This is a genomic window from Oxalobacteraceae bacterium OTU3CAMAD1, assembly GCA_024123915.1.
Lineage (GTDB): Bacteria > Pseudomonadota > Gammaproteobacteria > Burkholderiales > Burkholderiaceae_D > Rugamonas.
The window spans coordinates 7347751-7373673 of record CP099650.1 but is presented as its reverse complement, the minus strand read 5'-3'; the positions used below and the strand labels follow the sequence as shown (position 1 = coordinate 7373673).

At 64.0% G+C, this 25923-nt stretch carries 19 protein-coding genes; 12 read left to right on the top strand and 7 right to left on the bottom strand.

Features of this window, described 5'->3' with window-relative positions:
- Nucleotides 1-102: 102 nt before the first annotated feature.
- The gene (locus NHH88_31635) at nt 103-387 is read right to left on the bottom strand and encodes a hypothetical protein (protein USX14138.1); all 285 of its coding nucleotides are present in this window, start codon (nt 385-387) and stop codon (nt 103-105) included.
- Nucleotides 384-857, bottom strand: a complete 474-nt coding sequence (locus NHH88_31630; protein USX14137.1) for a MarR family transcriptional regulator — start codon at nt 855-857, stop codon at nt 384-386. The genes NHH88_31635 and NHH88_31630 overlap by 4 nt, the downstream gene beginning before the upstream one ends.
- 90 nt (nt 858-947) lie before the next feature.
- On the opposite strand from NHH88_31630, the gene NHH88_31625 reads away from it, so the two are divergent.
- Together NHH88_31625 and NHH88_31620 are read left to right on the top strand one after the other, a co-directional pair.
- Entirely contained in the window at nt 948-1862 is a 915-nt protein-coding gene (locus tag NHH88_31625) for a DMT family transporter (protein ID USX14136.1), read from the top strand.
- Between the two features lie 26 nt (nt 1863-1888).
- Nucleotides 1889-2839, top strand: a complete 951-nt coding sequence (locus NHH88_31620; protein ID USX14135.1) for a helix-turn-helix domain-containing protein — start codon at nt 1889-1891, stop codon at nt 2837-2839.
- A 21-nt stretch (nt 2840-2860) separates the two neighbouring features.
- On the opposite strand, the gene NHH88_31615 is transcribed toward NHH88_31620, so the two are convergent.
- Nucleotides 2861-3586, bottom strand: a complete 726-nt coding sequence (locus NHH88_31615) for a DUF1349 domain-containing protein (GenBank protein USX14134.1) — start codon at nt 3584-3586, stop codon at nt 2861-2863.
- Nucleotides 3587-3824: 238 nt separating this feature from the next.
- Between NHH88_31615 and NHH88_31610 the strand changes: the two genes are divergently transcribed.
- From NHH88_31610 to NHH88_31570, 9 genes are all read left to right on the top strand, one after another.
- On the top strand, nt 3825-5069 hold the full coding sequence (locus NHH88_31610) for an acetylornithine/succinyldiaminopimelate transaminase (GenBank protein USX14133.1): 1245 nt from the start codon (nt 3825-3827) through the stop codon (nt 5067-5069).
- 99 nt (nt 5070-5168) lie between these two features.
- Complete coding sequence (locus NHH88_31605) at nt 5169-6206, top strand: arginine N-succinyltransferase (GenBank protein ID USX14132.1); 1038 nt, start codon at nt 5169-5171, stop codon at nt 6204-6206.
- 13 nt (nt 6207-6219) lie between these two features.
- Nucleotides 6220-7278, top strand: a complete 1059-nt coding sequence (gene astA / locus NHH88_31600) for an arginine N-succinyltransferase (protein USX14131.1) — start codon at nt 6220-6222, stop codon at nt 7276-7278.
- Nucleotides 7271-8767 (top strand): succinylglutamate-semialdehyde dehydrogenase, encoded by a 1497-nt coding sequence (astD, locus tag NHH88_31595; protein USX14130.1) that lies wholly within the window; start codon nt 7271-7273, stop codon nt 8765-8767. Before astA ends, astD begins: the two co-directional genes overlap by 8 nt.
- A gap of 9 nt (nt 8768-8776) precedes the next feature.
- Nucleotides 8777-10114, top strand: a complete 1338-nt coding sequence (astB, locus tag NHH88_31590; GenBank protein USX14129.1) for an N-succinylarginine dihydrolase — start codon at nt 8777-8779, stop codon at nt 10112-10114.
- 167 nt (nt 10115-10281) lie between these two features.
- Complete coding sequence (locus NHH88_31585; GenBank protein ID USX14128.1) at nt 10282-14994, top strand: NAD-glutamate dehydrogenase; 4713 nt, start codon at nt 10282-10284, stop codon at nt 14992-14994.
- A gap of 4 nt (nt 14995-14998) precedes the next feature.
- Nucleotides 14999-16000: a succinylglutamate desuccinylase gene (locus NHH88_31580; protein USX14127.1), complete on the top strand. Its 1002-nt coding sequence runs from the start codon at nt 14999-15001 to the stop codon at nt 15998-16000.
- 110 nt (nt 16001-16110) lie between these two features.
- Nucleotides 16111-16626, top strand: coding sequence for an EF-hand domain-containing protein (locus NHH88_31575; protein ID USX14126.1), 516 nt, complete (start codon nt 16111-16113; stop codon nt 16624-16626).
- A 469-nt stretch (nt 16627-17095) separates the two neighbouring features.
- Entirely contained in the window at nt 17096-18574 is a 1479-nt protein-coding gene (locus NHH88_31570) for an amino acid permease (GenBank protein USX14125.1), read from the top strand.
- A 211-nt stretch (nt 18575-18785) separates the two neighbouring features.
- Here the strand turns inward: NHH88_31570 and NHH88_31565 are convergent, their stop codons facing one another.
- Complete coding sequence (locus NHH88_31565; GenBank protein ID USX14124.1) at nt 18786-19022, bottom strand: hypothetical protein; 237 nt, start codon at nt 19020-19022, stop codon at nt 18786-18788.
- Nucleotides 19023-19376: 354 nt separating this feature from the next.
- On the opposite strand from NHH88_31565, the gene NHH88_31560 reads away from it, so the two are divergent.
- The gene (locus NHH88_31560) at nt 19377-20786 is read left to right on the top strand and encodes a diguanylate cyclase (GenBank protein ID USX14123.1); all 1410 of its coding nucleotides are present in this window, start codon (nt 19377-19379) and stop codon (nt 20784-20786) included.
- Between the two features lie 9 nt (nt 20787-20795).
- Here the strand turns inward: NHH88_31560 and NHH88_31555 are convergent, their stop codons facing one another.
- The 3 genes from NHH88_31555 to NHH88_31545 form a co-directional block, all read right to left on the bottom strand.
- Entirely contained in the window at nt 20796-21710 is a 915-nt protein-coding gene (locus NHH88_31555; GenBank protein USX14122.1) for an EamA family transporter, read from the bottom strand.
- 118 nt (nt 21711-21828) lie between these two features.
- Nucleotides 21829-23997, bottom strand: coding sequence for an FUSC family protein (locus NHH88_31550; GenBank protein ID USX14121.1), 2169 nt, complete (start codon nt 23995-23997; stop codon nt 21829-21831).
- Between the two features lie 94 nt (nt 23998-24091).
- Nucleotides 24092-25780: a peptidase M14 gene (locus tag NHH88_31545; protein ID USX14120.1), complete on the bottom strand. Its 1689-nt coding sequence runs from the start codon at nt 25778-25780 to the stop codon at nt 24092-24094.
- Between the last annotated feature and the right edge of the window lie 143 nt (nt 25781-25923).

Genomic DNA, 25923 nt, shown 5'->3' with positions numbered 1-25923 from the left:
ACTCCCGAATATTGCCATGGAGCACTTATTCGGAAAATACTTTCATGCCGCGCCACACCCGCCACGCGCCCCCAGCCGCCGCCCGCCTGGGCGGGCGCAGGATTACTGCTGTTCGCTGAAGATGGCGTCGCAGCCTTCGACGATATCGTCGGAATCCTGCAGTTCGTCGGTCAGGCCGAGGTCGAACAGCTCCTCGATCGCGTTCATAAAGCTGTTGTGCTTGGTGGCGCCGATCAGGCGGTAGATCTCGCCGTCTTCGTTGCGCACGCCGATCAGCAGCTTTTCCTTGCGCACTTCGTCCGGGGTGTCGACGTTGAGCAGCAGGTTGCCGATGATGTGTTTGTCGAATTTGGCTGGCTTTTTGCCTTCGAGCAGAGTCGTTTTCAAATGTTTTCCTTGGTTGGGTCGGGGGTGGACGGGCATCCGGGATGGCTGGCCATGATCACAGTTTTGAGCTTGGACAGGTTTTTTTCAAGGGCCGCGAGATCTTCCTCGCGATAGTCCGTGAACAGGTTCCTGCCCATCTCCATCATCTTGGGAAAGGCGGCGTTGAACGTTGCCTCGCCGTCGGCCGTCAGGCGGACAAAGAAAGAACGCTTGTCGCAGTCGTTGCGCTGACGCTCCACCAGCCCTTTTTGTTCCAGCCGTTCGATCACACCGGTCAGCGTGCCCTTGGTGATCAGCGTTTTTTCGCCCAGCTCCTTATACGACATGCCCGGCGTGTTGCCCAGCGTGGCGATAATGTCGAACTGCGGATGCGTCAGACCGCTCTGGCGCGCCCGTTCGCTGGAGAGCCGTTCAAAGCCCTGCATGCACTCGGCCAGCAACCGGATACTTTTCAGATAGCGTTCACCCATAGACCGTGATTATAGCTGGTTCGCAATTTGCGGCCCGGGCGGGTACACTATGCGCCACAATAATTTCTAATATAGTTGACAATAAAAACCATGCCACACCACTTGCGCGGCGTCGCCGCGTTGCTCATCGTGACCCTGGTCTGGGGCACGACCTTTCCGGCGATGAAGGACATGACCGGCTACCTGTCCGCCAGCTGGATCGTGCTGAGTCGCTTCGCCATCGCCAGCCTGTTGCTGCTGCCCTTCCTGTGGCGCGCCAAATGGAACGATGTGCGCTGGGGCGTGCTGGCCGGCGGCGTGTTGTTTCTGTGCTACGTGTTCCAGATCGAGGGGCTGGCGCTGACCACCTCCAACCGCAACGCCTTCGTCACCGGCCTGAACGTTCTCGTGCCGCCGCTGATCGGCGTGCTGATGGGCAAAATACTGGAACGCCGCATCGTCGTCGCACTGGTGCTGGCGCTGGCCGGCCTGTTCGCGCTGTGCTGGGAGGGCGGTTTCGTCTGGGGGCGCGGCGACACGCTGGCGCTGCTGTGCGCGGTGTTTTTCGGCATCTACGTGGTGCTGATGGCCGCGACCACGCGCAAGGTCGAGAAGCTGATGGTGCTGACGGCGTCGCAAATCGTCACGGTGGCCGTGTGCTCGGCCGTGTGGCTGCTGCTGCGCGAGGTGCCGCTGGGCGTGGCCGAGCGGGCCGAGGACCTGCCCAACTACGTGAGCTACATCCGCACCGGACTGGAGACGTACGCGGTCAACATCGCCTACCTGGGCGTGGTGGCGACGGCGGCCATCATCTCGCTGCAAACCTGGGGCCAGAGCCACAGCAGCGCCAACGAGGCGGCCGTGATCTACGCCTTCGAGCCGGGCTGCGCGGCGATCTTCGCCTACTTCTGGCTGGGCGAGACCCTGGCGTGGAACGGCCTGCTCGGCGCCGCGCTATTGATCTCCGGTATGATGGTCAGCCAGTGGAACACCGAGCGTCCCGCCGCCGCGCTGGCGCCAGAGTAGGCAACATAATCACATGACGACCACCGATGTCCTTCGCTAACCTTTCCACGCTCGCCCAGCAGCGGCCGCTGCGCATGCTGCTGGTGAACGCGGGCGAGGCCGACGCGATCACCTGGGCCGGGCTGGTGCAGCCGCTGCGGCTGGCCGCCACCATCCTCGGCAAGGATGCCTTGCATCTGGAAACCATGACCCCGGCGCAGGTGGTGTTGGCCGGGCCCGGACAGCATCACCTGGCGCTGCTGGTGGCCGATGAGAACCAGGCGCCGATGGCGCCCGAGCTGAGCCGCGCCGTGATCGAGCGCTGCCGCTCGGCCGACTACTGGGGCGGCGTCGGCGCCGGCGTGCTGAGGCTGGCCGAGGCCGGCCTGATGGCGGGCGTGCGCATCGCGCTGCCGTGGGCGCTATACGCGGATACCGAGCACATCAACGACCGCGCGATCCTGACCCCGCACTTGTTCGAGCTCGACGGGCGCCACCTGAGCTGCTGCGGCGGCGCCGCCAGCATCGACTTCTCGCTGACCCTGATCGAATGCCTGTTCGGCGCGACGGTGCAGGCCGCCATCAAGGAGGCGCTGTGCATCGAGCGCGTGCGCGGCCACGAGGAGCGCCAGCGGGTGGCGCTGCAAGCCCGCTTCGGCGCCCTGCAACCGCGCCTTTCCGAGGCGGTGACTTTGATGGAAACCAATATCGAAGAGCCGCTGTCGACCGACGACATCGCCAACCTGGTCGGGCTGTCGCGCCGCCAGCTCGAGCGCCTGTTCAAGCAATACCTGAACAGCCTGCCGTCGCGCTATTACCTGGAGCTCAGGCTGCAACGCGCGCGGCAACTCCTGCTTGACACCAACCACTCGATCGTCCAGGTCGGGCTGATGTGCGGCTTCTCGTCCGGCTCGCACTTTTCGACCGCCTTCGGCGCGCTGTTCGGCAACACCCCGCGCGAGGAACGCCAGCGCAAGCTGGCCAATCGGCCGGCCTGAGCTGCTCGCCAGGGCCGCGCTTTATTCCCCTTGCCAGAAGTCCTTGAACGTCGCGCTCCGGAACTTGATGTCGGAGAACTGCGCGCTGAAGCCGTCGCCGGCCGGCGATTGCGACGAGAAGCCGACCTTCGCGGTGGCCGCCCCCGGCAGGCTGAAGCTGCGCACCATGCTCCAGTCGCGCCCGTCCGGCGAGGTGTAGAACACGAACATGTCCTTGCGCCGCAACACCTTCAGGTAGACCGCGCCTCCCTGGCGCACGCCATGGTGGGCGTCGTCGCCGACGCCCTTGGCGACGGTCGAGGAGATGCCCGCCGCCCCCGTCTTGGCGAATTCGAACAGCAGTTTGGCCCAGTTGGCCTTGTCGTTGTAGACGATCAGCGCGCCGCCGTTGAACGCATGGTTGACGCCGGCCGTGACCTTGGCCGAGAAGATGAAGTCGCCGACCGGCTGGAACAGCACGCGCGGCGTTTTGTCGGCGATCTCGGTGCCGTCCGTGTTGGCGTACAAATCGGTGCCTTTTTTGGCCTGCAACACCAGCGCCTTGTCCTTGACGCTGGCCGCGCCCAGGTCGAGCTGCGATTCGAGCGCGAACGGCAGCGTGTCGATCGCCAGCTTGCCGTCCTTGAGCGTGGCCTCGCTGGCGTGCGTTGGCGCCGCCATCAGCGCCGCCGCCATGGCAACCGCCCCGAGGACGAATTTCTTATTTTGCAACATGATGATGTCTTCCGTGGTGGTTGGCGTGTCCACGCCCCGGGCCGCCTGCCGGAATGGAAGCGCTCCCATAGTGTTAAAAGAAAAATAACACGCAGAGTGTCGTGATGTCAACAAAATACGGCCGCCTTCACTATGGCGCAGCCTTGGAAGCGTGACGAATTTGAAAATGCCTGTCGCGTATCCGAAAGAAGCGTTTTGCCGTCCTGCCTATAATGGCGCAACGTCAGCGGATTTCTGCTGGTCGCCCCACTAAACATTGATAGGGAATGCCATGAACGCCAAGCTAGATACGACCGTAACGACCCGTCCTGTGACTCGTCAGACTTTTGATGAAGTCCTGGTGCCTACCTACGCACCCGCAGCGATGGTTCCGGTCCGAGGCGCTGGCCTGGACCTGTGGGACCAGAATGGCAAACACTATCTGGACTTCACGTCCGGCATCGCAGTGGCCTCGCTGGGCCACTGCAACCCGATCGTGGTGGAGGCGCTGACCCGCCAGGCCAACACCCTGTGGCACCTCGGTAACGGCTACACCAACGAGCCGGTGCTGCGCCTGGGTACCGCGCTGACCGAAGCCACCTTCGCCGACCGCGCCTTCTTCTGCAACTCCGGCGCGGAAGCCAACGAGGCGGCCCTGAAGCTGGCGCGTAAATACGCGCACACCAAATTCGGCGCGCACAAATCGCGCATCATCTCGTGCTACCAGTCGTTCCACGGCCGCACCCTGTTCACCGTGTCCGTCGGCGGCCAGTCGAAGTACACCGAAGGCTTCGAGCCGCTGCCGCCGTCGATCGACCATATCGTCTATAACGATATCGAAGCGGCGCGCGCCGCCATCGGCGACGACGTCTGCGCCGTGATCGTCGAACCGCTGCAAGGCGAGGGCGGCGTGGTCCCGGCCGACAAGGCCTACCTGCAGGAACTGCGCGACCTGTGCACCAAGACCGGCGCGCTGCTGATCTTCGACGAAGTCCAATGCGGCATGGGCCGTACCGGTGACCTGTTCCACTACATGACCTACGGGATCACGCCGGACGTGCTGACGTCGGCCAAGGCGCTGGGCAACGGCTATCCGATCGGCGCGATGCTGACCACGCACGAACTGGCCGCCACGCTGGGCGTCGGCTCGCACGGCACCACCTATGGCGGTAACCCGTTGGCCGCGACCGTGGCGCTGACGGTGCTCGAGACGATCAACCAGCCGGCCTTCCTGGCGCGTGTGAAGGAAGCCGGCGCCAAGCTGCGCGGCACGATGGAAAAGCTGATCGCCGACTACCCGCAAGTGTTCACCCAAGTGCGCGGCGCCGGCCTGCTGCTGGGCATGGTCGTCACCGACGCCTGGAAAGGCCGCTCGAAGGATATCCAGAAGGCCGCCGAAGCCAATGGCCTGATGGTGCTGATCGCGGGCATGGACGTGGTGCGTCTGGCGCCGGCGCTGATCGTCTCGGACGCGCAGATCGCTGAAGTCGACCGCATCCTGCGCCTGTCGCTGGACGGCATGATCGCCGCAGCCTAAGAAGTAATCGCGGCGGACCTGGTTCCGCCGCTTTTCATTTGTGACCCGGCGCGTTCCGATGCGCCGGGTCGCTTGCGTTGAATTACCGAAGGAGTTCCCATGTATGTAGTCCGTCCGGTCGAACTTGCGGATATCGCTGCCCTTGAAGCGCTGGCCGCGGTGCCCATGCCGGGAGTGCATACCCTGCCGAAGACGCGCGAGAAAATCCTCGCCATGATCGAGCGTTCGATCGCGTCGTTCGCCGCCCACGTGGATATCCCGAGCGAAGAGGCGTATCTGCTGGTGCTTGAGTCTTTGGGCGATAAAACCATCGTCGGCACCGCCGCCATCTTCGCCGCCGCCGGTTCCAACGGCACCTATTTCTCGTTCCGCAACGACGTGATCCAGCAGGTGTCGCGCGACTTGAATATCAGCCACAGCGTGCACGCGCTGACGCTTTGCTCGGAGCTGACCGGCTACTCGCAGCTGTCCAGTTTTTATGTCGGCGAGCGCGAATATGGCACGCCGGAAGCGGCGCTGCTGTCGCGCGCGCGGCTGATGTTCGCCGTGCTGGCGCCGCACCGCTTCTCCGACCGCTTCTTCGTGCCGCTGGCCGGCGTGACCGACGACGCCGGCGGCTCGCCGTTCTGGGATGCGCTGGGCCGCAAGTTCTTCCAGATGGATTTCCTCGACGCCGAACGCGTGATCGGCGGCGCCCGCAACCGCACCCTGATCGTGGAGCTGATGCCGCACTATCCGGTCTACGTGCCGCTGCTGCCGGGCGACGCGCAGGCGGCCATGGGCCAGATCCATCCGTCGGGCGAGCTGGCGTTCAACCTGCTGACGGCCGAAGGCTTCGAAGCCGACGACTACATCGACATCTTCGACGGCGGCCCGATCCTGCAGGCGCACAAGAATTCGCTGCGCACCTTCAGCGGCGCGCTGCAGCGCCGCGTCAGCACCGCGCCCGAATCGCGCGACCGTGGCCGCGAACCGCAACTGCGCTACGCGGTGTCGTCGGGCGCCGAGCATAACTTCCGCGCCGTGATCACCCATTGCGCCGCGCTGGAATCGCAAGTCACCGCCGCGCTGCCGGCCGATGTGCTGGAAGCGCTGCAAGTCGCCGACGGCGACACCGTCATCTGCGTCAGAATCTAAGAGTGGACAACCTATGCTAGTAGTACGCGCAATCAAAGCCGACGACCTCGACGCCCTGTACGTGATGGCCACGCAGGTCGGCAGCGGCATGACCACCCTCAAGCCGGACATGAAGATGATGGGCGACCGCCTGGCGATCGCCGTCGCCTCGTTCGCCGAAACCATCCCGCCCGAAAAGCGCGACTACATGTTCGTGATGGAGGATACCGACACGGGCCGCCTGGCCGGCGTGTGCGCGATCAAGGGCGCGGTGGGGCTGAACGAGCCGTTTTATAACTACCGCATCGGCACCCTGGTGCACTCGAGCCGCGAGCTCGATGTGTTCACCCGCATGGAAACGCTGTACCTGTCGAACGACCTGACCGGCAGCACCGAACTGTGTTCGCTGTTCCTGCACCCGGACTACCGCACCGGCAACAACGGCAAGCTGCTGTCGAAGAGCCGTTTTCTGTTCATCGCGCAGTTCCCGCATCTGTTCACCGAAAAGCTGATCGCCGAAATGCGCGGCTACCAGGAGGAGGGCGGACGTTCGCCGTTCTATGAAGGGCTGGGCCGTCACTTCTTCAAGATGGATTTCGACCACGTCGATGACCTGACCGCCGTCGGCAAGAAGTCTTTCATCGCCGAGCTGATGCCGCGCCAGCCGTTGTACGTGGCCTATCTGCCGGAGGACGCGCAGCAGGTGATCGGCAAGGTCCACACGTCGACGGCGCCGGCGCGCCGCCTGCTGGAGCAGGAAGGCCTGTACTTCGAAGGCTACGTCGATATCTTCGACGCCGGCCCGGTGCTGCAGGCGCGCGTGTCCGAGCTGCGCGCCATGCGCGACAGCACGCTGGCCGAAATCGGTACCGTTTCCGACCTGGCCTCCGCCTGCGCGCCGGAAGCGCCGGCGGATGAACCCATGCTGGTGTCGAACACCACGCTGAGCGATTTCCGCATGATCCTGTCGCAGTCGGTGCCCGTCAACGGCGCCCTGGAGCTGCCCGTCGCGGAGCAGGAAGCCCTGTGCTGCAAGGCCGGCGACACCGTCCGCACCCTGACTCTCAATTTGAGGAAGAATCCACATGTTTAACGCATCCCCCAACGCATCGAACACCGCACTCAGTAATTTCATCAACGGCGAATGGCTGCCGGGCAGCGGCGCCGAAATTGCGACCATCGATCCATCGAACGGCCAGCAGACCTGGGCCAGCAATGAATCGATGCCGCAAGACGTGGCCCTCGCCTGCGCCGCCGCGCGCGAGGCCTTCGAAGCGTGGGCCCTGACGCCGCTGGACGAGCGCATCGCCGTCTGCACCCGCTTCCGCGATCTGCTCAAGCAGGACGCCGAGGAGCTGGCGCTGCTGATCTCCGAGGAAGTGGGCAAGCCGTTGTGGGAAGCGCGCACCGAAGTGGCGACGATGGCCAACAAGATCGATATCTCGGTGCAGGCGCACGCCGCCCGCACCGGCGAGTCGCACAACAAGGTCGCCGACGGCGAGGCGGTGCTGCGCCATCGCCCGCACGGCGTGTTCGGCGTGTTCGGTCCGTATAACTTCCCAGGTCACCTGCCGAACGGCCATATCGTGCCGGCGCTGATCGCCGGTAACACGGTGGTGTTCAAGCCGAGCGAATACGCGCCGCGCACCGCCGTCAAGACCGTGCAGCTGTGGGAGCAGGCCGGCGTGCCGAAAGGCGTGATCAACCTGGTCAACGGCGGCCGCGACACCGGCATCGCGCTGGGCCAGAACCCGCTGCTCGACGGCGTGCTGTTCACCGGCAGCTGCCAGACCGGCTCCGCGCTGCACAAGCAGTTCGGCGGCCAGCCGGGCAAGATGCTGGCGCTGGAAATGGGCGGTAACAATCCGCTGGTGATCTGGGACGTCAAAGATATCGACGCTGCCGTCTTCATGGCGATTTCGTCGGCCTTCATCTCGGCCGGCCAGCGCTGCACCTGCGCGCGCCGCCTGATCCTGCCGACCGGCGCGGCGGGCGACGCGATCGTCGCGCGCCTGGTCGACGTGGCCAGCCGCCTGACTATCGGCGCCTCGAATGCCGAACCGGCGCCGTTCATGGGGCCTGTGGTCTCGTCGGTGGTGGCCAAACGCCTGGTGCAGGCGCAGGAGGACATGGTGTCCAAGGGCGGCAAGCTCCTGCTGGAGATGCGCCATCTGGATGCCAACAGCGGCTTCGTTTCGGCCGGCATCGTCGACGTCACCGGCGCCCAGGGCATCCCGGACGAAGAGTGGTTCGGCCCTCTGCTGCAGGTGATCCGCGTGGCAGATTTCGACAGCGCCATCAACGCCGCCAACGCCACCGCCTTCGGCCTGGCGTCGGCGCTGATCTCCAACGACGAAAACCTGTGGAAGATTTTCAAGGTGCGCGCACGCGCCGGCATCGTCAACTGGAACCGTCCTACCACGGGCGCTGCCAGTACCGCGCCGTTCGGCGGCGTCGGCCAGTCGGGCAACCATCGTCCGAGCGCCTACTACGCGGCCGACTACTGCGCCTATCCGGTGGCGTCGATCGAAAACAATGTACTTGAAATGCCTGCGAAGCTTTCGCCGGGCATGCACTTCTAAGGATCTGAAATGCGCGCACGCGAATTTAACTTCGACGGTCTGGTAGGCCCATCGCACAACTACGCCGGTCTGTCGTTCGGCAATGTGGCGTCGTTCAGCAATGTCAAGAGCGCGTCCAATCCCAAGCTGGCGGCGTTGCAGGGGCTGGCCAAGATGCGGGCGCTGGCCGCGCGCGGCTTCGGCCAGGCGCTGTTACCGCCGCAGGACCGGCCCAACTTCCGGCTGCTGCGCAGTATCGGCTTCACCGGCAGCGATGCGGACGTGCTGGCGAAAGCGGCCAAAGAAGCGCCGGTGATCCTGGCGTGCGCGTATTCTGCCTCGCCGATGTGGACCGCCAACGCGGCGACGGTCAGCCCGTCCGCCGATAGCGCCGACGGCCGCACGCATTTCACCGCCGCCAATTTAAACAACAAACTGCATCGCGCCTTCGAGCACGAACAGTCGGCGCGCAGCCTGCGCGCCATCTTCCACAATATCGACCACTTTGCGGTACACGATGCGCTGCCCGGCACGCCGGCGTTCGGCGACGAAGGCGCGGCCAACCACACGCGCCTGTGCAAGGACCACGGCAGCGCGGCGGTCGAGATGTTCGTGTATGGCCGCACCGAGTTCGACGCGTCGGCCTCGGCGCCGAAGAAGTATCCGGCGCGGCAAACGCTGGAGGCCTCGCAGGCCATCGCGCGCCTGCACGGCCTCTCGTCCGAGCGCACCGTCTATATTCAGCAGAACCCGGACGTGATCGACCAGGGCGTGTTCCACAACGACGTCATCGCGGTCGGCAACGGCAATGTGCTGTTCTATCACGACCAGGCGTTCGCCGACGAAGCGGGCAGCCTCGATCAACTGCGCCGCGCGATGGACGGCGTTGGCGCGGAGTTGAACGCGATTCGCGTCGATACCGGCGCGGTGTCGGTGGCCGATGCGGTGGCCAGCTATCTGTTTAACAGCCAGCTGCTGTCCAAGGACAATGGCAAGATGGCGCTGGTGATCCCGCAGGAGTGCGAGGAGAACGCCGCCGTCGCCGCGTACCTGCAAGGACTGGTCGCCAGCGGCAACGCGGTTGACGAGTTGATTCATTTCGATCTGCGCCAGTCGATGCGCAACGGCGGCGGACCGGCGTGCCTGCGCCTGCGCGTGGCGCTGAACGATGCCGAGGCGGCAGCCATGCATCAAGGCGTTGTGATGACAGAGGCTTTGTATCACACGCTGGTGGCGTGGGTGGAGAAGCACTACCGCGACCGGCTCGATCCGTCCGATCTCGCCGATCCTTCATTGGCGATCGAAGTACACACCGCGCTGGAGGCTTTAAGCCAGATTCTTGGACTGCCAAACCTCTACGATTTTTAAAATTGAGACGCTCGAATAATCGTGCTCCATTGATTCGATTTGTAATGCACTATTTCGTCCCCATCTGGTTTAATAGTGCCCGTATCGCCTGACCCTACGCCGCGTAGCCACAAGCCGGCGCGGCGTCCTGCAACATAAAATACTCATAACGTATTGGAGAAGCAACGATGAAACAAATGCCACAAGACCTGCGCGCTCAGACGCTGGATTTGATCAACGCCAGCAAGCCTGCCAGCGAAACCAGCCAGGTCCCGGCGCTGATCAGCGCCTGGCTCGGTTCACTGGACGATGAAGACCTGACCGGCACCGTGCCCGGTAGTCTGGCGCCGGTTTTGTGGGACGGTTTCACGCAAGCCTCCAAGCGCACCGGCAGCGGCGCGCAAATCGCCAAGCTGCGCTACGAGGATGGACGCGGCGGCATGGCCACCGCGCTGCTGATCCTCAACGACGACATGCCGTACCTGGTCGATTCGATCGTCATGGCTATGCGCAAGCTGCGCATCGTCGCCAACGGCGTATTGAATTCGGTGCTGCCGGTTTCGCGAAACGCGGACGGTGTGGTCACCGCCGTCGGCCAGAGTGGCGACAAACTTGAATCCTACGTCCTGTGCCTGCTGGCCGACGATTTGTCGGAAGCGGAGCTGGGCATGCTGGTCGACCGCATCGAGATGGTCTCGCGCGACGCCGCCGTGGTCCGCCGCGACAAGGCCGCGATGCAGGAACACTTCAGCCGCATCGCCAAAGAAGCATCCGCCAACGGCGAAGAGGGCCAGGAAGTCGCGGCTTTCCTGGAATGGGCACGTACCGAAGGCTTCGAGCCGTTCGGCTACGCCTACTATCAAGTCAAACCGGGCGTGCGCGAGCTGGAACGCGACATCCCGAGCCGCATCGGCGTGCTGCAGGACACCACGCATCCGGTCTACGGCACCTGCCTGGCCAACATTCCGGGTGACTTCGACACGCTGTCGAAACGCGGCCATACGCTGTCGATCGTCAAGGCCGACGTCGAGGGCACCTTGCACCGCGACCAGGCGCTGGACTTCATCGGCATCCGCCACACCGATCCGCAAGGCGCGATCCTTGGCGAATACTGCTTCGTCGGCCTGTTCACCCGCGCCGCCACGGCCACGCCGGTGAACCGCCTGCCGTTCGCGCGTGGCCGCATCGCCAAGGTGCTGAGCATCGCCGGCGTGCGCCAGGAAGGCTTCCGCGCCGAGAAATTCATCGAGATCCTCGAATCGCTGCCACGCACCGAAGCGTTGGAAGCCGAACCGGAATGGCTGGCCGAAGTCTGCGGCGCCGTCGTCTCGCTGTACAAGCAGCCACGCACCAAGGTGTTCGCCCGCCGCGACGTTTACGCGCGCCACCTGAACGTGCTGGTGTACCTGCCGCGCGAGCGTTACAGCGCAAGCGTCGCCTCCGCGTTGGCCAAGGCGCTGCAAGCCAGCTCCGGCGCCCACCATGTCAGTTCGCAGACGCTGGTAGCAGACGGCCCGCTGGCCCGCGTGTACCTGATCGCCCACGGCGCTCGCTATCCGCTGGACCTGGAAACCGACATCCAGCAGCCGCTGACGGCGGTGCTGGACGGCTGGCATGACAGCTTCTCGAAGCTGGCCGACGCCGTCTCCAACGTGCCGATGCGCGCCCACCTGCGCAAGATGTGCGCGACCCTGCCGACCGATTACGTCGCCTCGACCCCGCCTGTCGCCGCCTTCTACGACCTGCAAACCATTTTGCAGAACACCGATCCGTCGCGTGTCGATGTGCGCGTGGACGCGTCGGCCGAGGCCACCACCATCCGCCTGTATTCGGTGGACCGCGTGCCGTCGCTGTCGACCATTCTGCCGGCGCTGCACAACGCCGGCGTGGCCATCGACCGCGAACAGGCGCACTCGATCCGCATGGACGGCAAGCGCCACTTCGTTACCAGCCTGTCGGTCGATGAAGCCAGCGCCGCCAGCCTGGCCAAGCCGGAAGTGATTCCGGTCGCGCAGGAGCTGTTCGCATCCCTGTTCAACAACGAAGCCGAAGACGGCCGCCTGAATGGCCTGGTCATCGAAGGTGGTTTGAGCCTGCGCCAGGTGCAACTGGTGCGTGCCTACATGAGCTATTGGCGCCAGACCGGCACCCAGTTCTCGGTGCGCTACATCGCCGAGACCTTGCGCAAGCAGCCGGCCATCGTCAAGCAGCTGGTGGACGCCTTCCTGCAGCGCTTCAATCCCGCGCTCGATCAAGCCACCCGCGACGCCGCGCTGGAATCGCTGGCCGCGATCAAGGGCCGCCTGCCGTCGATCAACCACGCCGACAGCGAAGAAGTGCTGGGCGCCATGACCGACCTGATGACCGCGACCCTGCGCACCAACTACTTCCAGAACAATCAGAAGGGCGACAAGATCATCTTCAAGTTCGACACCAGTAATCTGTCGCTGGTGCCGGAACCGCGTCCGTTCCGCGAGATCTTCGTGTTCTCGCGCCGTTTCGAAGGCGTGCACTTGCGCGGCGGCCCGGTCGCCCGTGGCGGCTTGCGCTGGTCGGACCGCATGGAAGACTACCGCACCGAAGTCCTGGGCCTGGTGAAGGCGCAGATGGTGAAGAACGCCGTCATCGTGCCGGCCGGCGCCAAGGGTGGCTTCGTGTGCAAGCAGATGCCGAAAGACGCCGTGCGTGAAACCATCGCGGCCGAAGGCGAAGCGGTCTACCGCCTGTTCATCGCCAGCCTGCTGGAAATGACCGACAACCGCGTGCTGGGCAAGATCGTGCCGCCGGCGGATACCGTCTGCTACGACAGCGACGATCCTTACCTGGTGGTGGCGGCCGACAAGGGCACCGCGACCTTCTCCGACATCGCCAACGGCATCGCCGTGCAGCGCGGCTTCTGGCTCGGCGACGCCTTCGCGTCGGGCGGCTCGAACGGCTACGACCACAAGAAGATGGGCATCACCGCCAAGGGCGCGTTCGAAGCCGTCAAGCGCCACTTCTACGAAATGGACCACGACATCCACGCCACCCCGGTGACGATGGTCGGCGTGGGCGACATGTCGGGCGACGTGTTCGGCAACGGCGCGCTGTTGTCGCGCAAACTGCAGATCATCGCCGCGTTCGACCACCGCCATATCTTCCTCGACCCAACGCCGGACATGGAAAAATCCTTCGTCGAGCGTGAACGCATGTTCGCGCTGCCGCGCTCCTCGTGGGACGACTACAACAAGGAATTGATCTCGGCCGGCGGTGGCGTCTATCCGCGCACTTCGCGCACGATCGAGCTGTCGCCGCAGATCCGCGCCGCGCTGGACATCGAGGAAACCTCGCTGCCGCCGGAAGAACTGATGCACCGCATCCTGAAGGCGCCGGTCGATTTGTTCTACAACGGCGGTATCGGTACCTACATCAAGGCGTCGACCGAATCGCATGCGCAGGTCAAGGACCGCGCCAACGACAACATCCGCGTCGACGGCAACCAGTTGCGCTGCAAGGTCGTCGCCGAGGGCGGCAACCTGGGCGCCACGCAAGCGGGCCGTATCGAATTCGCGCTGGCCGGCGGCCGCATCTTCACCGATGCGATCGACAACTCGGCCGGTGTGGATTGCTCCGACCACGAAGTGAACGCGAAAATGTGGCTGGACGTGGAAATGAACGCAGGCCTGCTGACCGAGGCTGACCGCAACCGCACCCTGAACGAAATGACCGCCGACATCGAGCGCCTGGTCCTGCGCGACAACACGCTGCAAACGCAGCTGCTGGTGCGCGAAGCGCAGGCGCAGACCGACGCCGCCGTGCAGGATGGTTACGCATCGCTGATCGCCTTCCTGGAAGAAGAGGGCGCGCTGTCGCGCGAGCTGGAACAACTGCCGACGGTGGCCGAACTGGCGCGCCGCAAGTCCGACGGCCGTGGTTTGACGACGCCGGAACTGGCGGTCGTCATCGCCAACGTCAAGAACCGCTACAAGCGCATTCTGTCGGCGCTGCCGCTGACGGAAAACAGCTGGGCCGAATCGGTGCTCAAGCCGTACTTCCCGGACCTGCTGGTCGCGACCCGTCCCGCGCTGGCGCATCCGCTGGCAAACGCCATCCTGGCGACCGTGCTGGCCAATGAATCGGTCAACCGTTGCGGCCCGCTGATGCTGCGCCAACTGGCCGGCGAACATGGCGTCGACGAAGCGGACGTGATCCTGGCGTGGGGCCAGGCATGGTCCGCGCTGAATCTGGCGCCGATCTTCTCGACCCTGGACGCTGACGCGCTGAAAGTGCCGCGCGCCGTCTCGATCAAGGTCGATGGCCGCACCCGCGTGCTGCAAAAGGCTGTCATCGAAGGCGCGCTGACCGTGCCGGCGGATCAATTGAAGGACGGCGTGGCCGAGCTGACCCGCCTGTTCGCCAAGCCGGAGACGCTGGCCCAACTGAGCGCCGACGACGGCCAGTCAGACGCCGAACTCACCGCCGGCCTGCGTCCGGAATTCGTCGCCGCCTGGAAGGCTGTCGACGCGATCGAATCGGTGGCGGCGTTTGTGTTCGCGGCGCTGTCGGTCACGCGTCCGGTCGGTATGGATTTGCCGGCCTTCCTTCAAGTCGGCCTGGCGCTGCGCGCGCAAGTCGGCATCGATACCCTGGAACGCGGCCTGAAGCTGCCAGCCACCAGCCGTTCGCAGGAACAGCTGCGCAGCTACGCGCAAAACGCGCTGCGCCGCACGCAGCAACGCCTGTTGTCGCAGGTGCTGCTGCACGCCACCGGCAGCCACTCCGGCGTGGAGGCGGTCGAACTGGTCGCCAACACGCTGGGCCTGACCGGCTACGCGGTGGCGACCGATCTGGAACAGGCGATGCTGGACGTGTGGGCGCTGTCCGAGGCGACCAACTCCGGTAACACCACCCTGGCGGTGTAAGCGTATGAGCGAGCGTATCGACACTTTGCCGACAGCTTTACCGGAGGCTGTGCGTGCGCTCGCTGAAGCCGATTTCAGCGCCGTGGCGCAGCGCTTTTCGGCGGCCGGTTTCGCGGTCACGCAGCCGGCCGACGGAATCCTCACCATCAAGGGGGCGGGCGACCGTCCCGCGATGCTGATCTCCGTCGGCGTGCATGGCGACGAGACGGGGCCGATCGAAATGGTCGCCTACCTGCTCGACGCCTTGTCGCGGCAACCGCAGGCGCTGGCCGTCAATCTGATGCTCTGCGTCGGCAATATCGGCGCCATCCGCGCCGGCAGACGCTTCATCGACGCGGACTTGAACCGCATGTTCCGCGCCGAACGCGGCACCCTGGCCGGCACTGCCGAAGCCGCGCGTGCCGACGTGATGATCGCCGCCACCACGGCCTTCTTCAGCGACGCGGGGCCGGTGCGCTGGCATCTGGATCTGCACACGGCCATCCGGCCGTCGGTGTATCCGACCTTCGCCATCGTCCCCGAGATCATCGCCGAGCATACGCGGCGCGCGTTGATCGAATGGCTGGGCCTTGCCGGCATCGGCGCGGTGATCATGAATCCGGCCTCGGTCGGCACGTACAGCTACTACTCGGCGGAGCATCACGGCGCCGCCGGTACCACGGTGGAATTGGGACGCATCGGCACCCTGGGCCAGAACGATCTGGCGCAATTCGCCGATGCCTCGCTGGCGCTGGACGATCTGCTGCGCGGCGCGCCCAAGCGCGAAGCGAAACAGGCGCCGCACGTCTTCAACACGGCGCGCCAGATCATCAAGTTGAGCGACAAGTTTCAGATGGCGTTCGGGAAGGACACGCACAACTTCACGACGCTGAAGCAGGGCGAGGAGATCGCCCGCGACGGCGACACCGTCTACACCGTCCAGCATCCCGAGGAGCTGGTGGTGTTCCCCAATCCCGATGTCCGGGTCGGCCTGCGGGCGGGCTTGATGGTGGTGCGGGTCGACTGACCCTTTCGTCTTAACGCCGCTTTACCTCCCTTTACATTCCGCGCACTCATAGTTGGACGATTAAGTACGTTAACAGGTACAGCATTGTCCTTAACTATGGAGTAAGCACTATGACGACAGCAATCAGCGGTATTTCGGGAAGCGCCAGCGCGCCGGCGTTCGACCCTGCGAAGGGCGCGGCGCGTATCGCCAACAAGGTGTTTGGGGAGATGGATGCCGACAAGGATGGCAAGGTAAAGAAAGAGGAATTCGTTTCCGGCCTGGAGTCGAAAGGCGTGTCGGCCGACGACGCGGCCAAGCAGTTCGACGCGATCGATAAGCAGAAGACCGGTTCGATCACGAAGACGGATCTGGAGACGGCGATCAAAAGCGGCGACTTTGCGCCGCCCAAGCCCACCGAAGGCGGCGCGCCTGCTGCGCAAGGAGGCGGCAAGCCGCAAGGCGCGGGCGGCGGGGCAGGTGGGGCCGGCGCCGCAAGCAGCACGACCAAAACATACGAGGCGGCCGACACCAACGAAGACGGCACCGTGTCGCAGCAGGAGGAGCTGGTCTACAGCATCTCGCATCCATCGGAGAGCGCCTCGGACCCCAGCAAAATCGGCGGCAACATCAACGAAGTGGCGTGATTAGAAATCCGGGGCGGTGGATTGAGCCGGCCGCAACCCGAAAGGGTCGGGGTCGTACCCCTTGGGGTACGACCCCCGTTCGCCGCCGTGCGGGTTCAACGATCCCCGCGAACGTTATTAATTACGTGCGATGAGCACCGCGAGGATCGTCGCGGCGACGCCGATCACGGCGACCGCTGCGCCGATGGCTGGATGAAAACGGCGCGAAACGGTAGGGATTTTTTGAACCGGCATGGGTGCTCCTTCTTGTCAGACTGTAATGTTGACTAAGATTAGCGTGCGTGCAGTTTCCAATCTATACGTCGGCCTGTATCAAAAGTAAGCAACTGTAACCAAGCCTTGGTGGCGAGTGCGAATAAAGTTGTATTTGTGGCACAAATTACTTTGTGGCGATGAGGCTGGAAAGCCCTATAATCGCTTAGTTTTTTTGCCCCCATTTTCGCCCACACATCTCCCACAAGGATAGCCTGTGAACCAATCGCTGGTCCAGAAACTGACCCGTACCAAGCCGGTCGATACTACAGTTGAACACACACCAGCTGAACATGCACCAACCAGCAATGGCCTGCACCGCTCGATCGGCCTGTTCCCGCTGACGATGATCGGCGTCGGCGCCACCATCGGCACCGGCATTTTCTTCACGATGGTCGAGGCCGTTCCCAAGGCCGGTCCCTCCGTCATCCTGTCCTTCCTGATCGCCGCCATCACTGCCGGCCTGACCGCGCTGTGCTACGCCGAGCTGTCGTTCCGGATTCCGGCCTCGGGCTCGTCGTATTCGTTCGCGTACGCGACCGTCGGCGAATTCGCCGCCTTCATCATGGCCGCCTGCCTGCTACTCGAGTACGGGCTGGCGGCCAGCGCCACCGCCATCGGCTGGTCCGACTACCTGAACAACTTCCTCAACAACGCCTTCGGCTGGCACATCCCCGAGATGCTGCGCTCGCCGATGATCGTCTCGACCGCGCACGGCATCGAGATACGCGGCGGCCATGTCAACCTGCCGCCGATTCTGCTGGTGGTGATGTGCGGCCTGCTGCTGATACGTGGGACCAAGGAATCGGCCACGACCAACGCCATCATGGTGCTGATCAAGCTGGCGATCCTGATCTTCTTCATCGTCATCGCCTTCTCCGGTTTTGACATCAACAACTTCCATCCGTTCTTCAGCCCCGACAACGGGGTGCACTACACCGGCATGGCCGGCGTGACGGCGGCGGCGGCCACGGTGTTCTTCTCGTTCATCGGCCTCGACACTGTCGCCACGGCCGGCGAAGAGGTGCGCAACCCCAAGCGCAACGTGCCGATCGGCATATTGTCGGCGCTGGCGATCGTGACGGTGTTCTACATGCTGGTGGCGGTGGCGGCGATGGGCGCGCAGCCCGCGTCCAAGTTCGCCGGCCAGGAAGCCGGCCTCGCGGTGATCCTGCAAAACGTCACCGGCAAGACCTGGCCGGCGCTGGTGCTGGCGGCGGGCGCCGTGATTTCCGTGTTCAGCGTGACCCTGGTGACGATCTATGGCCAGACGCGCATTCTGTACGCGATCTCCAAGGACGGCCTGATCTCGAAGTCGTTCCAGAAGGTGAGCGCGAAGACCGCGTCGCCGGTGCAGAACACTTTGATCGTCTGCGTTGTCGTGGGCCTGGTGGCCGGCTTTGTGGATGCGACCTTCCTGTGGGACATGGTCAGCATGGGCACGCTGACAGCCTTCATCGTGGTGTCGCTGGCGGTGCCGGTGATGCGCAAGAAGGAAAACGGTAATGGCGTGAAGGGCTTCCGCGTGCCGTTCGGTCCGTATGTGGTGCCGGGCCTGAGTATTGGCGCCTGCCTGTATCTGATGTTCGGTCTGTCGCTGACGACTTACACGATTTTCGCGATCTGGATGTCGGCCGCGGTCGTCACGTACTTCCTTTACGGGATGCGCAACTCGAAATTGAATCTGCTGAAGTAACTGATTTCGCTACAAACTAAAAAGCCCCGGCACCGCGTTAGCGGCCGGGGCTTTTTGCTGTGGCGCGCACGGCTTATTCGACGTCTTGGGTTGGCTTCGAGCCCAGGTACAGGCGCAGTACGATACCGGTGACGGCGATAGCGGCAGGCAGGTTTTCGATGATGGTCAGCATGGTGATTCTCCAGTAATGAGATGGTTGAGTGGACTGCTATTAACCGAAACGGGCTGCGATGTAGCGCAATTCCGCAGCCAGGTTAGGGGAGTGGGCTTCCACGTCTTTAGCGGTGCTGCTCAGCCACCAGATGGTTTCATCGGCGCGCTCGGTGGTCGCTTCTGCAACAGCGGCTGGCTTCCGTGCAAACAGCGCAGCGAACAGTTGACGTACGGCGTTGGCGACATTGCCTGCGTAGTTGGCGTTGGTGTGAGTGTTGAAAGTAGTCGAGTTCATGAGAAGCTCCTTTTAAATGTTCGTTTGATGCAGTGCAGTATGCGCCGTTTTCAGAAATAAAAAAAATTTTGATTTGTGATACGTGCCATACGCATTCAATATAACTGCATGTTTTCCCCATGAAACATCGGTTCCGAAGGGCAACAAATTATCCGTAATTTTTTTGGCGCTGATGCTGCATTGGGTCATCTTTGATGTCCGAATGGCAAGGCGGGGACCACACGAGGGCCGCTCGCCTCGAGGTATACAGTCTGGTGATGGCGGTTATCGATTTTCGTCGTCAGATCAATGACAGAGTGATACTGCCTTCAGTTATTATTACTGTCCTATTGGCAATAATTTGATGGAGCTGGGATGTCCCTGCGCACGAAATTCATGCTGGCCCTGCTGTTGACCGGATTGGCGGCGGTGGCGATGGTCGGCGGGCTCGCTTATGTGGGGATGACCAAAAAGGTCGACATCATCCGGCGCGAGCAGGCGGCGGAGCACTTCTACACCGCCGTGAGCGGCTATTTGCGCACCTACGGAAGCTGGCAGGCGGCGATCGCCGTCGAACCGTTCGACAACTATATGCGGCGCTACCAGGACTTGCGCGGGGACCGGCGTCCTCCGCCCGGCGAGCAAGGGCCTGATGGCGGGCATGGCCCGGACCAGCGCCAGGGGCCCGGGCCCGGAGGCGAACCGGAAGCGGACGGCCCGCCGGACGCCAACGCGCGCCTGCCGCAGGCGCCCCCGCCCGGCCAGGCACCGCCGGTCGGCCGCCGCCCGCCACCGCCGCGCGCCAACGGCGAGCCTCCGTTCCACTTCATCCTCGCCGACCAGGATTTCCGCGTTCTGCTGGGCGCCGGTGTTTACCGCCACGGCGAGGTGCTGCCGGCCGCCGCGCGCAAGGATGCGCGGCCGATCGCGGTGGACGGGCGCGTGGTCGCCTACGTCTCGCCGGAGGGCGTGATCACGCCCAGCAAACAGGAACTCCAGTATCTGCAGGCGATGCGCGAGGCGCTGCTGGCCGGCGTGACCGGGGCCGCCGCGCTGGCGCTGTTGCTGGGCGTTTTGCTCAGTCGCGGCATGAGCCGCAAGTTAAGCCATTTGACCGGCGCGGTGCGGGCGATGCACGGCGGCTCGCTGCTGCAGCGCGTGCCGGTCGAGGGCCGCGACGAGGTGGCCACCTTGGCCAGCGCCTTCAACGACATGAGCGAGAAGCTGGCCCGCACGCACGAGGAATTGCACGCGTCGCACCAGACCATTCTGGCGCAGGCAGAGCAGATGCGTGAACTGAGCGTGCGCGACGCGCTGACCAAGCTGCATAACCGCCGCCATTTCGACGAAACGGCGACCACGCTGTTCAGCCACGCCGTGCGCCACAAGCAGCCGTTCACGATGGTGATCGGGGATATCGATTTCTTCAAAAAGATCAATGACCAGTTCTCCCACGCCACCGGCGACGCCGTGCTGCGCCACGTCGGCGAGATCATGCGCAGCCACATGCGTCTGAGCGATCTGGTGGCGCGCTACGGCGGCGAGGAATTCGTCATCGCCTTGCCGGAGACCGAGCTGCCGCAGGCGGCGGCGCTGTGCGACAAGCTGCGCCACATGATAGAGAACTTCCCGTGGCACGAGGTCCATCCAGAGCTGAAGGTCACCATGAGCATGGGCGTGTACGCGGACCTGGCGGCGGGAACGGCCGAGGCCATGCTGCAAAAGGCCGATGCGTTGCTGTACCGCGCCAAGCAGACGGGCCGCAACCGCGTCTGCTTCGCCTAGCCGTCGCCGCTAGCGCCGGCGGTCGAGCCAGCGGCCGCCGAACATGGTGCACATCAGCGACAGCACGATCAGTGCGATGCCCGCCCATTGCCAGCCGGTGACGACGTCGCCGAGCAGCAGCATGCCGGCGCTGATGCCGACCACCGGCACGCCAAGGCTGAACGGCGCCACGCGGTTGACCGGGTGGCGCTTGAGGAGCCGGGTCCACATGGCGTAGCCGAGGATGGTGGCCATCCAGCCCAGGTAAGCGGTCGAGGCCCAGGTGGTCCACGGCGCGCCTGTCCATTGCCAGCGGGTGGAAGGATCGTCGAACGCCAGCGACAGCCCGATGAACGGCAGGATGGGCACCAGGCTGCACCAGACCATGAAGCTGACCACGTCGAATTCCGGCGTGGCCTGCTGCGCGCGGCGCACGACGATATTGGAGGCGGCCCACATCGCCGCCGCCATCAACGTCAGCACGAAGCCGCCGGCGGTGGTGCCGCCCGCGTGGCCGGGCTCCACGTAATTCATGCCGAAGCAGACCAGCCCCACGGCCGCCAGCAGCAGGCCGCCTTTCAGGGCGCGGCTGGCGCGTTCGCGCAGCAGCACGAAGCCGAAGATGGCGGTGAAAAAGACCTGCGTTTGCAGGATGACCGACGCCAGCGAGGCCGACATGCCGACCTTGAGCGACAGGAACAGCAGTCCGAATTGGCCGACGCCCTGGCACAGGCCGTAGGCGACGATCCATTTGACGGGGAGTTTGGGCGGACGCACGACGAGGATCAGCGGCAGCACGGCGAACACATAGCGGGCGGCGCCCAGCTGGAACGGCGTCAGGTCCTTGAGGCCGATCTTCATCGCGACGAAGTTGGTACCCCAGATCAGGACGACGGCCAGGGCGGATAGGAGGTCGCGGGTGCTGAAGGTGGCGGGGGTGGTCATGCTGACATGTTATCAGCTAAGTCGCTAAGCCTGTGAGTGAGCGTAGCACCAACCCGCAGGGCCGGACGGGGTCGGACCCTGCGGGTCCGACCCCTGTATGCCGCCGTGCGGGTTGAAATCAAGCCACGTTGCGGACGATGGCTTCACTGTGAACGATGATTTTAGCCGCGTCGGCCTGCAACAGGCGGATGCGGCGCTGCACTAACGGCCAGCCAGACCACGGCACGGCTGCGCTGTCGGCTGCGCTGTTGGCCGGCACCGTTGGCTTCGGCGCCAGCAAAGGCGCCGGCGTCTTGGCCGCATGGCGGTCGAGCGCCTGCGACAGGATGCCGACCACCTGGACGTGGCTTTCGTCCAGCATGGCGTTGACCGGCTCCTTCGGCAGCTCCGTCACATGGCGGCGCAGGATCGAGCGCAAGGCCGCCACGTGCGCCACCAGCAAGTAGTTCTGCACGATGAAGAGGTTGATGTCCTCCACCGCGCGCTGCTTGCTCGATGGCTCGTCGAGCATGCGCACCAGCGCGGAGCTGAGCGAGGCCAGGCTGTCCATCAACCGTTTGCGCTCGATGCGGTAGGCGAAATCGTCCTTGCCTTTGCCTTGCAGCAGATCGAAGCTGGCCTGCATGTAGCGCAGGTTCACGTCCAGTACTTCGCGGATCAGGCGCGGGAGGGTTTGGTATTCCCAGTTCGCCAGCACGAAGCTGAAGGCCGTCGCCACCGCCGCGCCGATGAAGGTGTCGACCAGGCGCTCCATGATCAGGTCATTGTTCCCCGGCGCGATCAGGTGCATCTGCAGCAGGATCATGATGCTGACCGCGATGGCGGCGTAGCGGTAGCGCAGGTAGATGAACGTGGGCGTGGCCACCGTCGCCAGCACCAGGATGCCGAGGATGAACGCGGGGTGGTTCAGGTAGCGGATCACCAGCGCCGTGATCACGCAGCCGATGACGGTGCCGATGATGCGGTCGCTGCGGCGCTGCTTGGTCATGCTGAAGCTGGGCTTGAGGATGATCACGATGGTCAGCACGATCCAGTAGCTGTGCGCCGCGTAAGGCAGCCACGCGGCCACCGCCAGGCCGACCGAGATCGCCATCGCCACCCGCAGCGAGAAGCGGAAGATCGGCGAATCCATGCGCAGGTGCGACAGGATCATGCGCAGCTCGTATTTTTGCTGCGACAGGAACGGCCCCATGTCCGCGTCGACCCAGAACGGCGTGGTGTCGGAGACCTTCTGGCTGGCCTGATGCAGCTCGCCGATCATCTTGATGATGGCGCGGATCTTGTTGCGCTGCGCGCGCAGCACCGCCAAGGCTTCCTGCTGCGGCTTGCCCTCGTCGATGCGGCGCTGGATCGCGGCCAGTTCCGCCTCGACGGCGTCCAGTTCCGGCGTGTAGCTGATCTCCGCATACGAGGCCTTCTTGCGGGTGACGTCGTAGGCCACCGATTCGATATCGCGCGCGGCCTTGTAGGCCAGGTCGTGCAGTGTTTTAAGCACCGGCGAATCGGCCAGGTGCATGCGCAGCTGCGCGTAGTCGGTGTGGGTCGACAGGATCAGCTCATACAGGTCCAGCATGCAGACGTGGACCTGTACGACGATGGCGTCCTTGCTGTTCTGGTGCGCGCGCAGGATCAGGTCGCGCGAGGCTTGCTGACGGTCGGCCAGCACGCTTTGATGGCGCACCAGCTTATTGAATTGTTCGTTCAGGTTGTAGCGGGTGTCGTAAAAGTCGGCCTTGATGTCGATGTAGGCGGCCAGCTCGAACAGGGCCTCGGCCAGCACCTGCTGCTTGATGCGGTGGCGCAGTATCCACGAGATGCCCATCGCGTAGGCGAGATAGGCCACCGCGCCCAGCGTGAACAAGCCGGTATGGATGAAGGACTGCTTGACCGTCATCGAGTGCTCCATCGACATCGTCATGATGAACAGCGTGGCCAGTTGCAGCGGCATCGACTTTTTGCCGTAGACGACCATCATGCAGGCGAGGAAGCTGATCACCACCAGCATCGTCAGCAGCAGCCAATGCAGCGGCGCGCATAGGCTGATCAACAGGGTGACGGCGCTGCACAGCAGCACCGAGGCGCTCATCTCGTTGAACTTGTGGCGCAGGGGGCTGGGCATGTCCATCAGCGCGGTGCACAGGGCGCCGATGCAGACCGTCATGGCGGTGGCCATGTCGGAGAACTGCAAGGTGATCACGGTGACGCCGACCAGGCCCGCAGCGAAGCGCAGCCCAAGATAAAAATAATGGCTGTAGAAGAAAGTGCGCAGATTGAGTGCGTAGTGCATGGCTGTGACCTTGTGGGCAGCGGGTGCTAATGTGTGCGCGGCGGGATCGCCGCCGCGAACACGGGGAACGCGAAACTAAATTTTCAGGCTGTCGTTAGAAGACCGACAGCACCGGATAACGGCGCCATTCCGGCTCGGCGTGGCGCTTGCCGTTTTCGAAGATGAAGCCCAATACTTTTTCCTGATCCGACAGCAGCGCCGGATTGGCGGCCTTCCACGCTTCGAACTTGGCCTTCAGTTCCGGCTCGGTTTCGAGCATCTCCAGCGCCAGGTCTTCGAACACGTAGTCGGAGAAGGCTTCCTTCTTTTCCAGCACGCTGTTGAAGAAGCCCCAGCGGAAGAAGGAGTCGTGGCCTTGCGGTTCCAGGGTCTCGACGGCGTAGCGGGCGTTGGCCTGCTTGAGCGGGATGAACCAGTCGCCCGGCTGCACGGTGAAGCTGCCGGTGCGCGCTTCCAGTTCGACCGCGTCGTGGTACATATGGCCTTCATACGCGTTCGGGCGCGAGGTCACGGAGGCGATGTGATAGTACTGCGCCTCGATGGTGGACGCTTCGTCGAAGGCCGCCATCTCGACGCCGTTCCACTGCAGGCGTTCGATGGCTTCGCGCCAGGCCTGCGGCACGATGTACCCTTTCGGCGCGCGCACGGTGGCCGCCGGCACAAAGCTGTTGTAGTAGGCGATGTCCTTTTCCCAAGGCTGGCTGCGATCGTACGACAGGCGCTGGTAGTTGCCCAGCAGGCTGGCGCTGCGCTTGGCGGCGTAGCCCTTGAAGCGGAAGGTCGACGGATTGGTTTCATCCATTTTCCAGTTGACGGTCCATGCGCTGGCGTTGGCCGCCTGCTCTCTGGCGTCGGCGCGCAGCGCGCGGATTTGCGCGCCGTGGGCGACGGTGAAGGCCATCGTCACGTCCAGCAGCGCGCGCATCGAGTCGTAACGGTCCTTGAAAGGCTTGAGCATGTGCGTCTCCGGCATGAAGCCGATGACGTGGTGCAGGGCCGCGAAGCCGGTCGAAAAACGCGGCACTTCCAGGAATTCGGCGATGCCGTCGTCCGGGCTGTCCTTGACCGGGTTGACGTAGGGGCAGGTGGGCCAGCCCTGCGCTTCCATCTGCTGGTAGATATGCGGCAGCATGGTCTCGCGCAGGAAGGGGCCGAGGCCGTAGCCCAGCTTGTCCGCCTGCGTGTGGATCAGCGTCATCGTGTATGGATAGTCGGCGCCGTTCGAGGTGTGCGTGTCGACCATGACGTCCGGGTCCCAGCTGGTCACCAGCTGGTTGAACAGGCGGGCGTTGAGGGTGTCGCACTTGATGAAGTCGCGGTTCAGGTCCAGGTGGCGGCTGTTGCCGCGGAAGCCGAACTGCTCGGGGCCGTCCTGGTTGACGCGCGAGGTGTTGGCGCGGTTCAGCGCACCGTCGACGTTGTAGAGCGGCACGAACAGCAGCACGGTGTCGCCCAGCGCCGCCAGGCGGGCCGGCTCGTAGCACAGGTCGCGCACGATGGCCATGCAGGCGTCCACGCCTTCGGGTTCGCCGGGGTGGATGCCGTTGTTGTTGAAGAAGACGGTGCGGCCCTCGGCCTTGATTTGCGAGCGGTCGAACACGCCGTCCGGGCTGACGATGCCGGCGTGCACCGGGATGCCGCCGTCGGACACGCCGATCTGCTCGAAACGCAGCACCTGCGGGAAGCGCGCGGCCAGCTCCTCGTAGAACGCGATACATTCGGTCCACAGGGTGGTTTGATTTTGATTGCCTTTTTCATAAGGCGTCGGCATATCTGGGTGCATGGCAGTCTGGATCTCAGAGAAACAATGTGAAATGACACGCCACGCCTTGTGAGCGCCCAGGCGTGCTGTCGAGGGCGCGATTGTATCATTCGTGCCCGCTTTTTGAGCGGGGGCAGGATGCCCGGGCCGGGTACTTGAGTTGG

Excerpts from the sequence above, each read along its gene's own strand:
- astA (USX14131.1), top strand. The coding sequence starts at position 6,220 with ATGCTAGTAGTACGCGCAATCAAAGCCGACGACCTCGACGCCCTGTAC.
- NHH88_31575 (USX14126.1), top strand. The coding sequence starts at position 16,111 with ATGACGACAGCAATCAGCGGTATTTCGGGAAGCGCCAGCGCGCCGGCG.
- NHH88_31555 (USX14122.1), bottom strand. The coding sequence starts at position 21,710 with ATGACCACCCCCGCCACCTTCAGCACCCGCGACCTCCTATCCGCCCTG.
- NHH88_31565 (USX14124.1), bottom strand. The coding sequence starts at position 19,022 with ATGAACTCGACTACTTTCAACACTCACACCAACGCCAACTACGCAGGC.
- NHH88_31625 (USX14136.1), top strand. The coding sequence starts at position 948 with ATGCCACACCACTTGCGCGGCGTCGCCGCGTTGCTCATCGTGACCCTG.
- NHH88_31560 (USX14123.1), top strand. The coding sequence starts at position 19,377 with ATGTCCCTGCGCACGAAATTCATGCTGGCCCTGCTGTTGACCGGATTG.
- astB (USX14129.1), top strand. The coding sequence starts at position 8,777 with ATGCGCGCACGCGAATTTAACTTCGACGGTCTGGTAGGCCCATCGCAC.
- NHH88_31585 (USX14128.1), top strand. The coding sequence starts at position 10,282 with ATGAAACAAATGCCACAAGACCTGCGCGCTCAGACGCTGGATTTGATC.
- NHH88_31580 (USX14127.1), top strand. The coding sequence starts at position 14,999 with ATGAGCGAGCGTATCGACACTTTGCCGACAGCTTTACCGGAGGCTGTG.
- NHH88_31630 (USX14137.1), bottom strand. The coding sequence starts at position 857 with ATGGGTGAACGCTATCTGAAAAGTATCCGGTTGCTGGCCGAGTGCATG.
- NHH88_31620 (USX14135.1), top strand. The coding sequence starts at position 1,889 with ATGTCCTTCGCTAACCTTTCCACGCTCGCCCAGCAGCGGCCGCTGCGC.
- NHH88_31610 (USX14133.1), top strand. The coding sequence starts at position 3,825 with ATGAACGCCAAGCTAGATACGACCGTAACGACCCGTCCTGTGACTCGT.
- astD (USX14130.1), top strand. The coding sequence starts at position 7,271 with ATGTTTAACGCATCCCCCAACGCATCGAACACCGCACTCAGTAATTTC.
- NHH88_31545 (USX14120.1), bottom strand. The coding sequence starts at position 25,780 with ATGCACCCAGATATGCCGACGCCTTATGAAAAAGGCAATCAAAATCAA.
- NHH88_31550 (USX14121.1), bottom strand. The coding sequence starts at position 23,997 with ATGCACTACGCACTCAATCTGCGCACTTTCTTCTACAGCCATTATTTT.
- NHH88_31605 (USX14132.1), top strand. The coding sequence starts at position 5,169 with ATGTATGTAGTCCGTCCGGTCGAACTTGCGGATATCGCTGCCCTTGAA.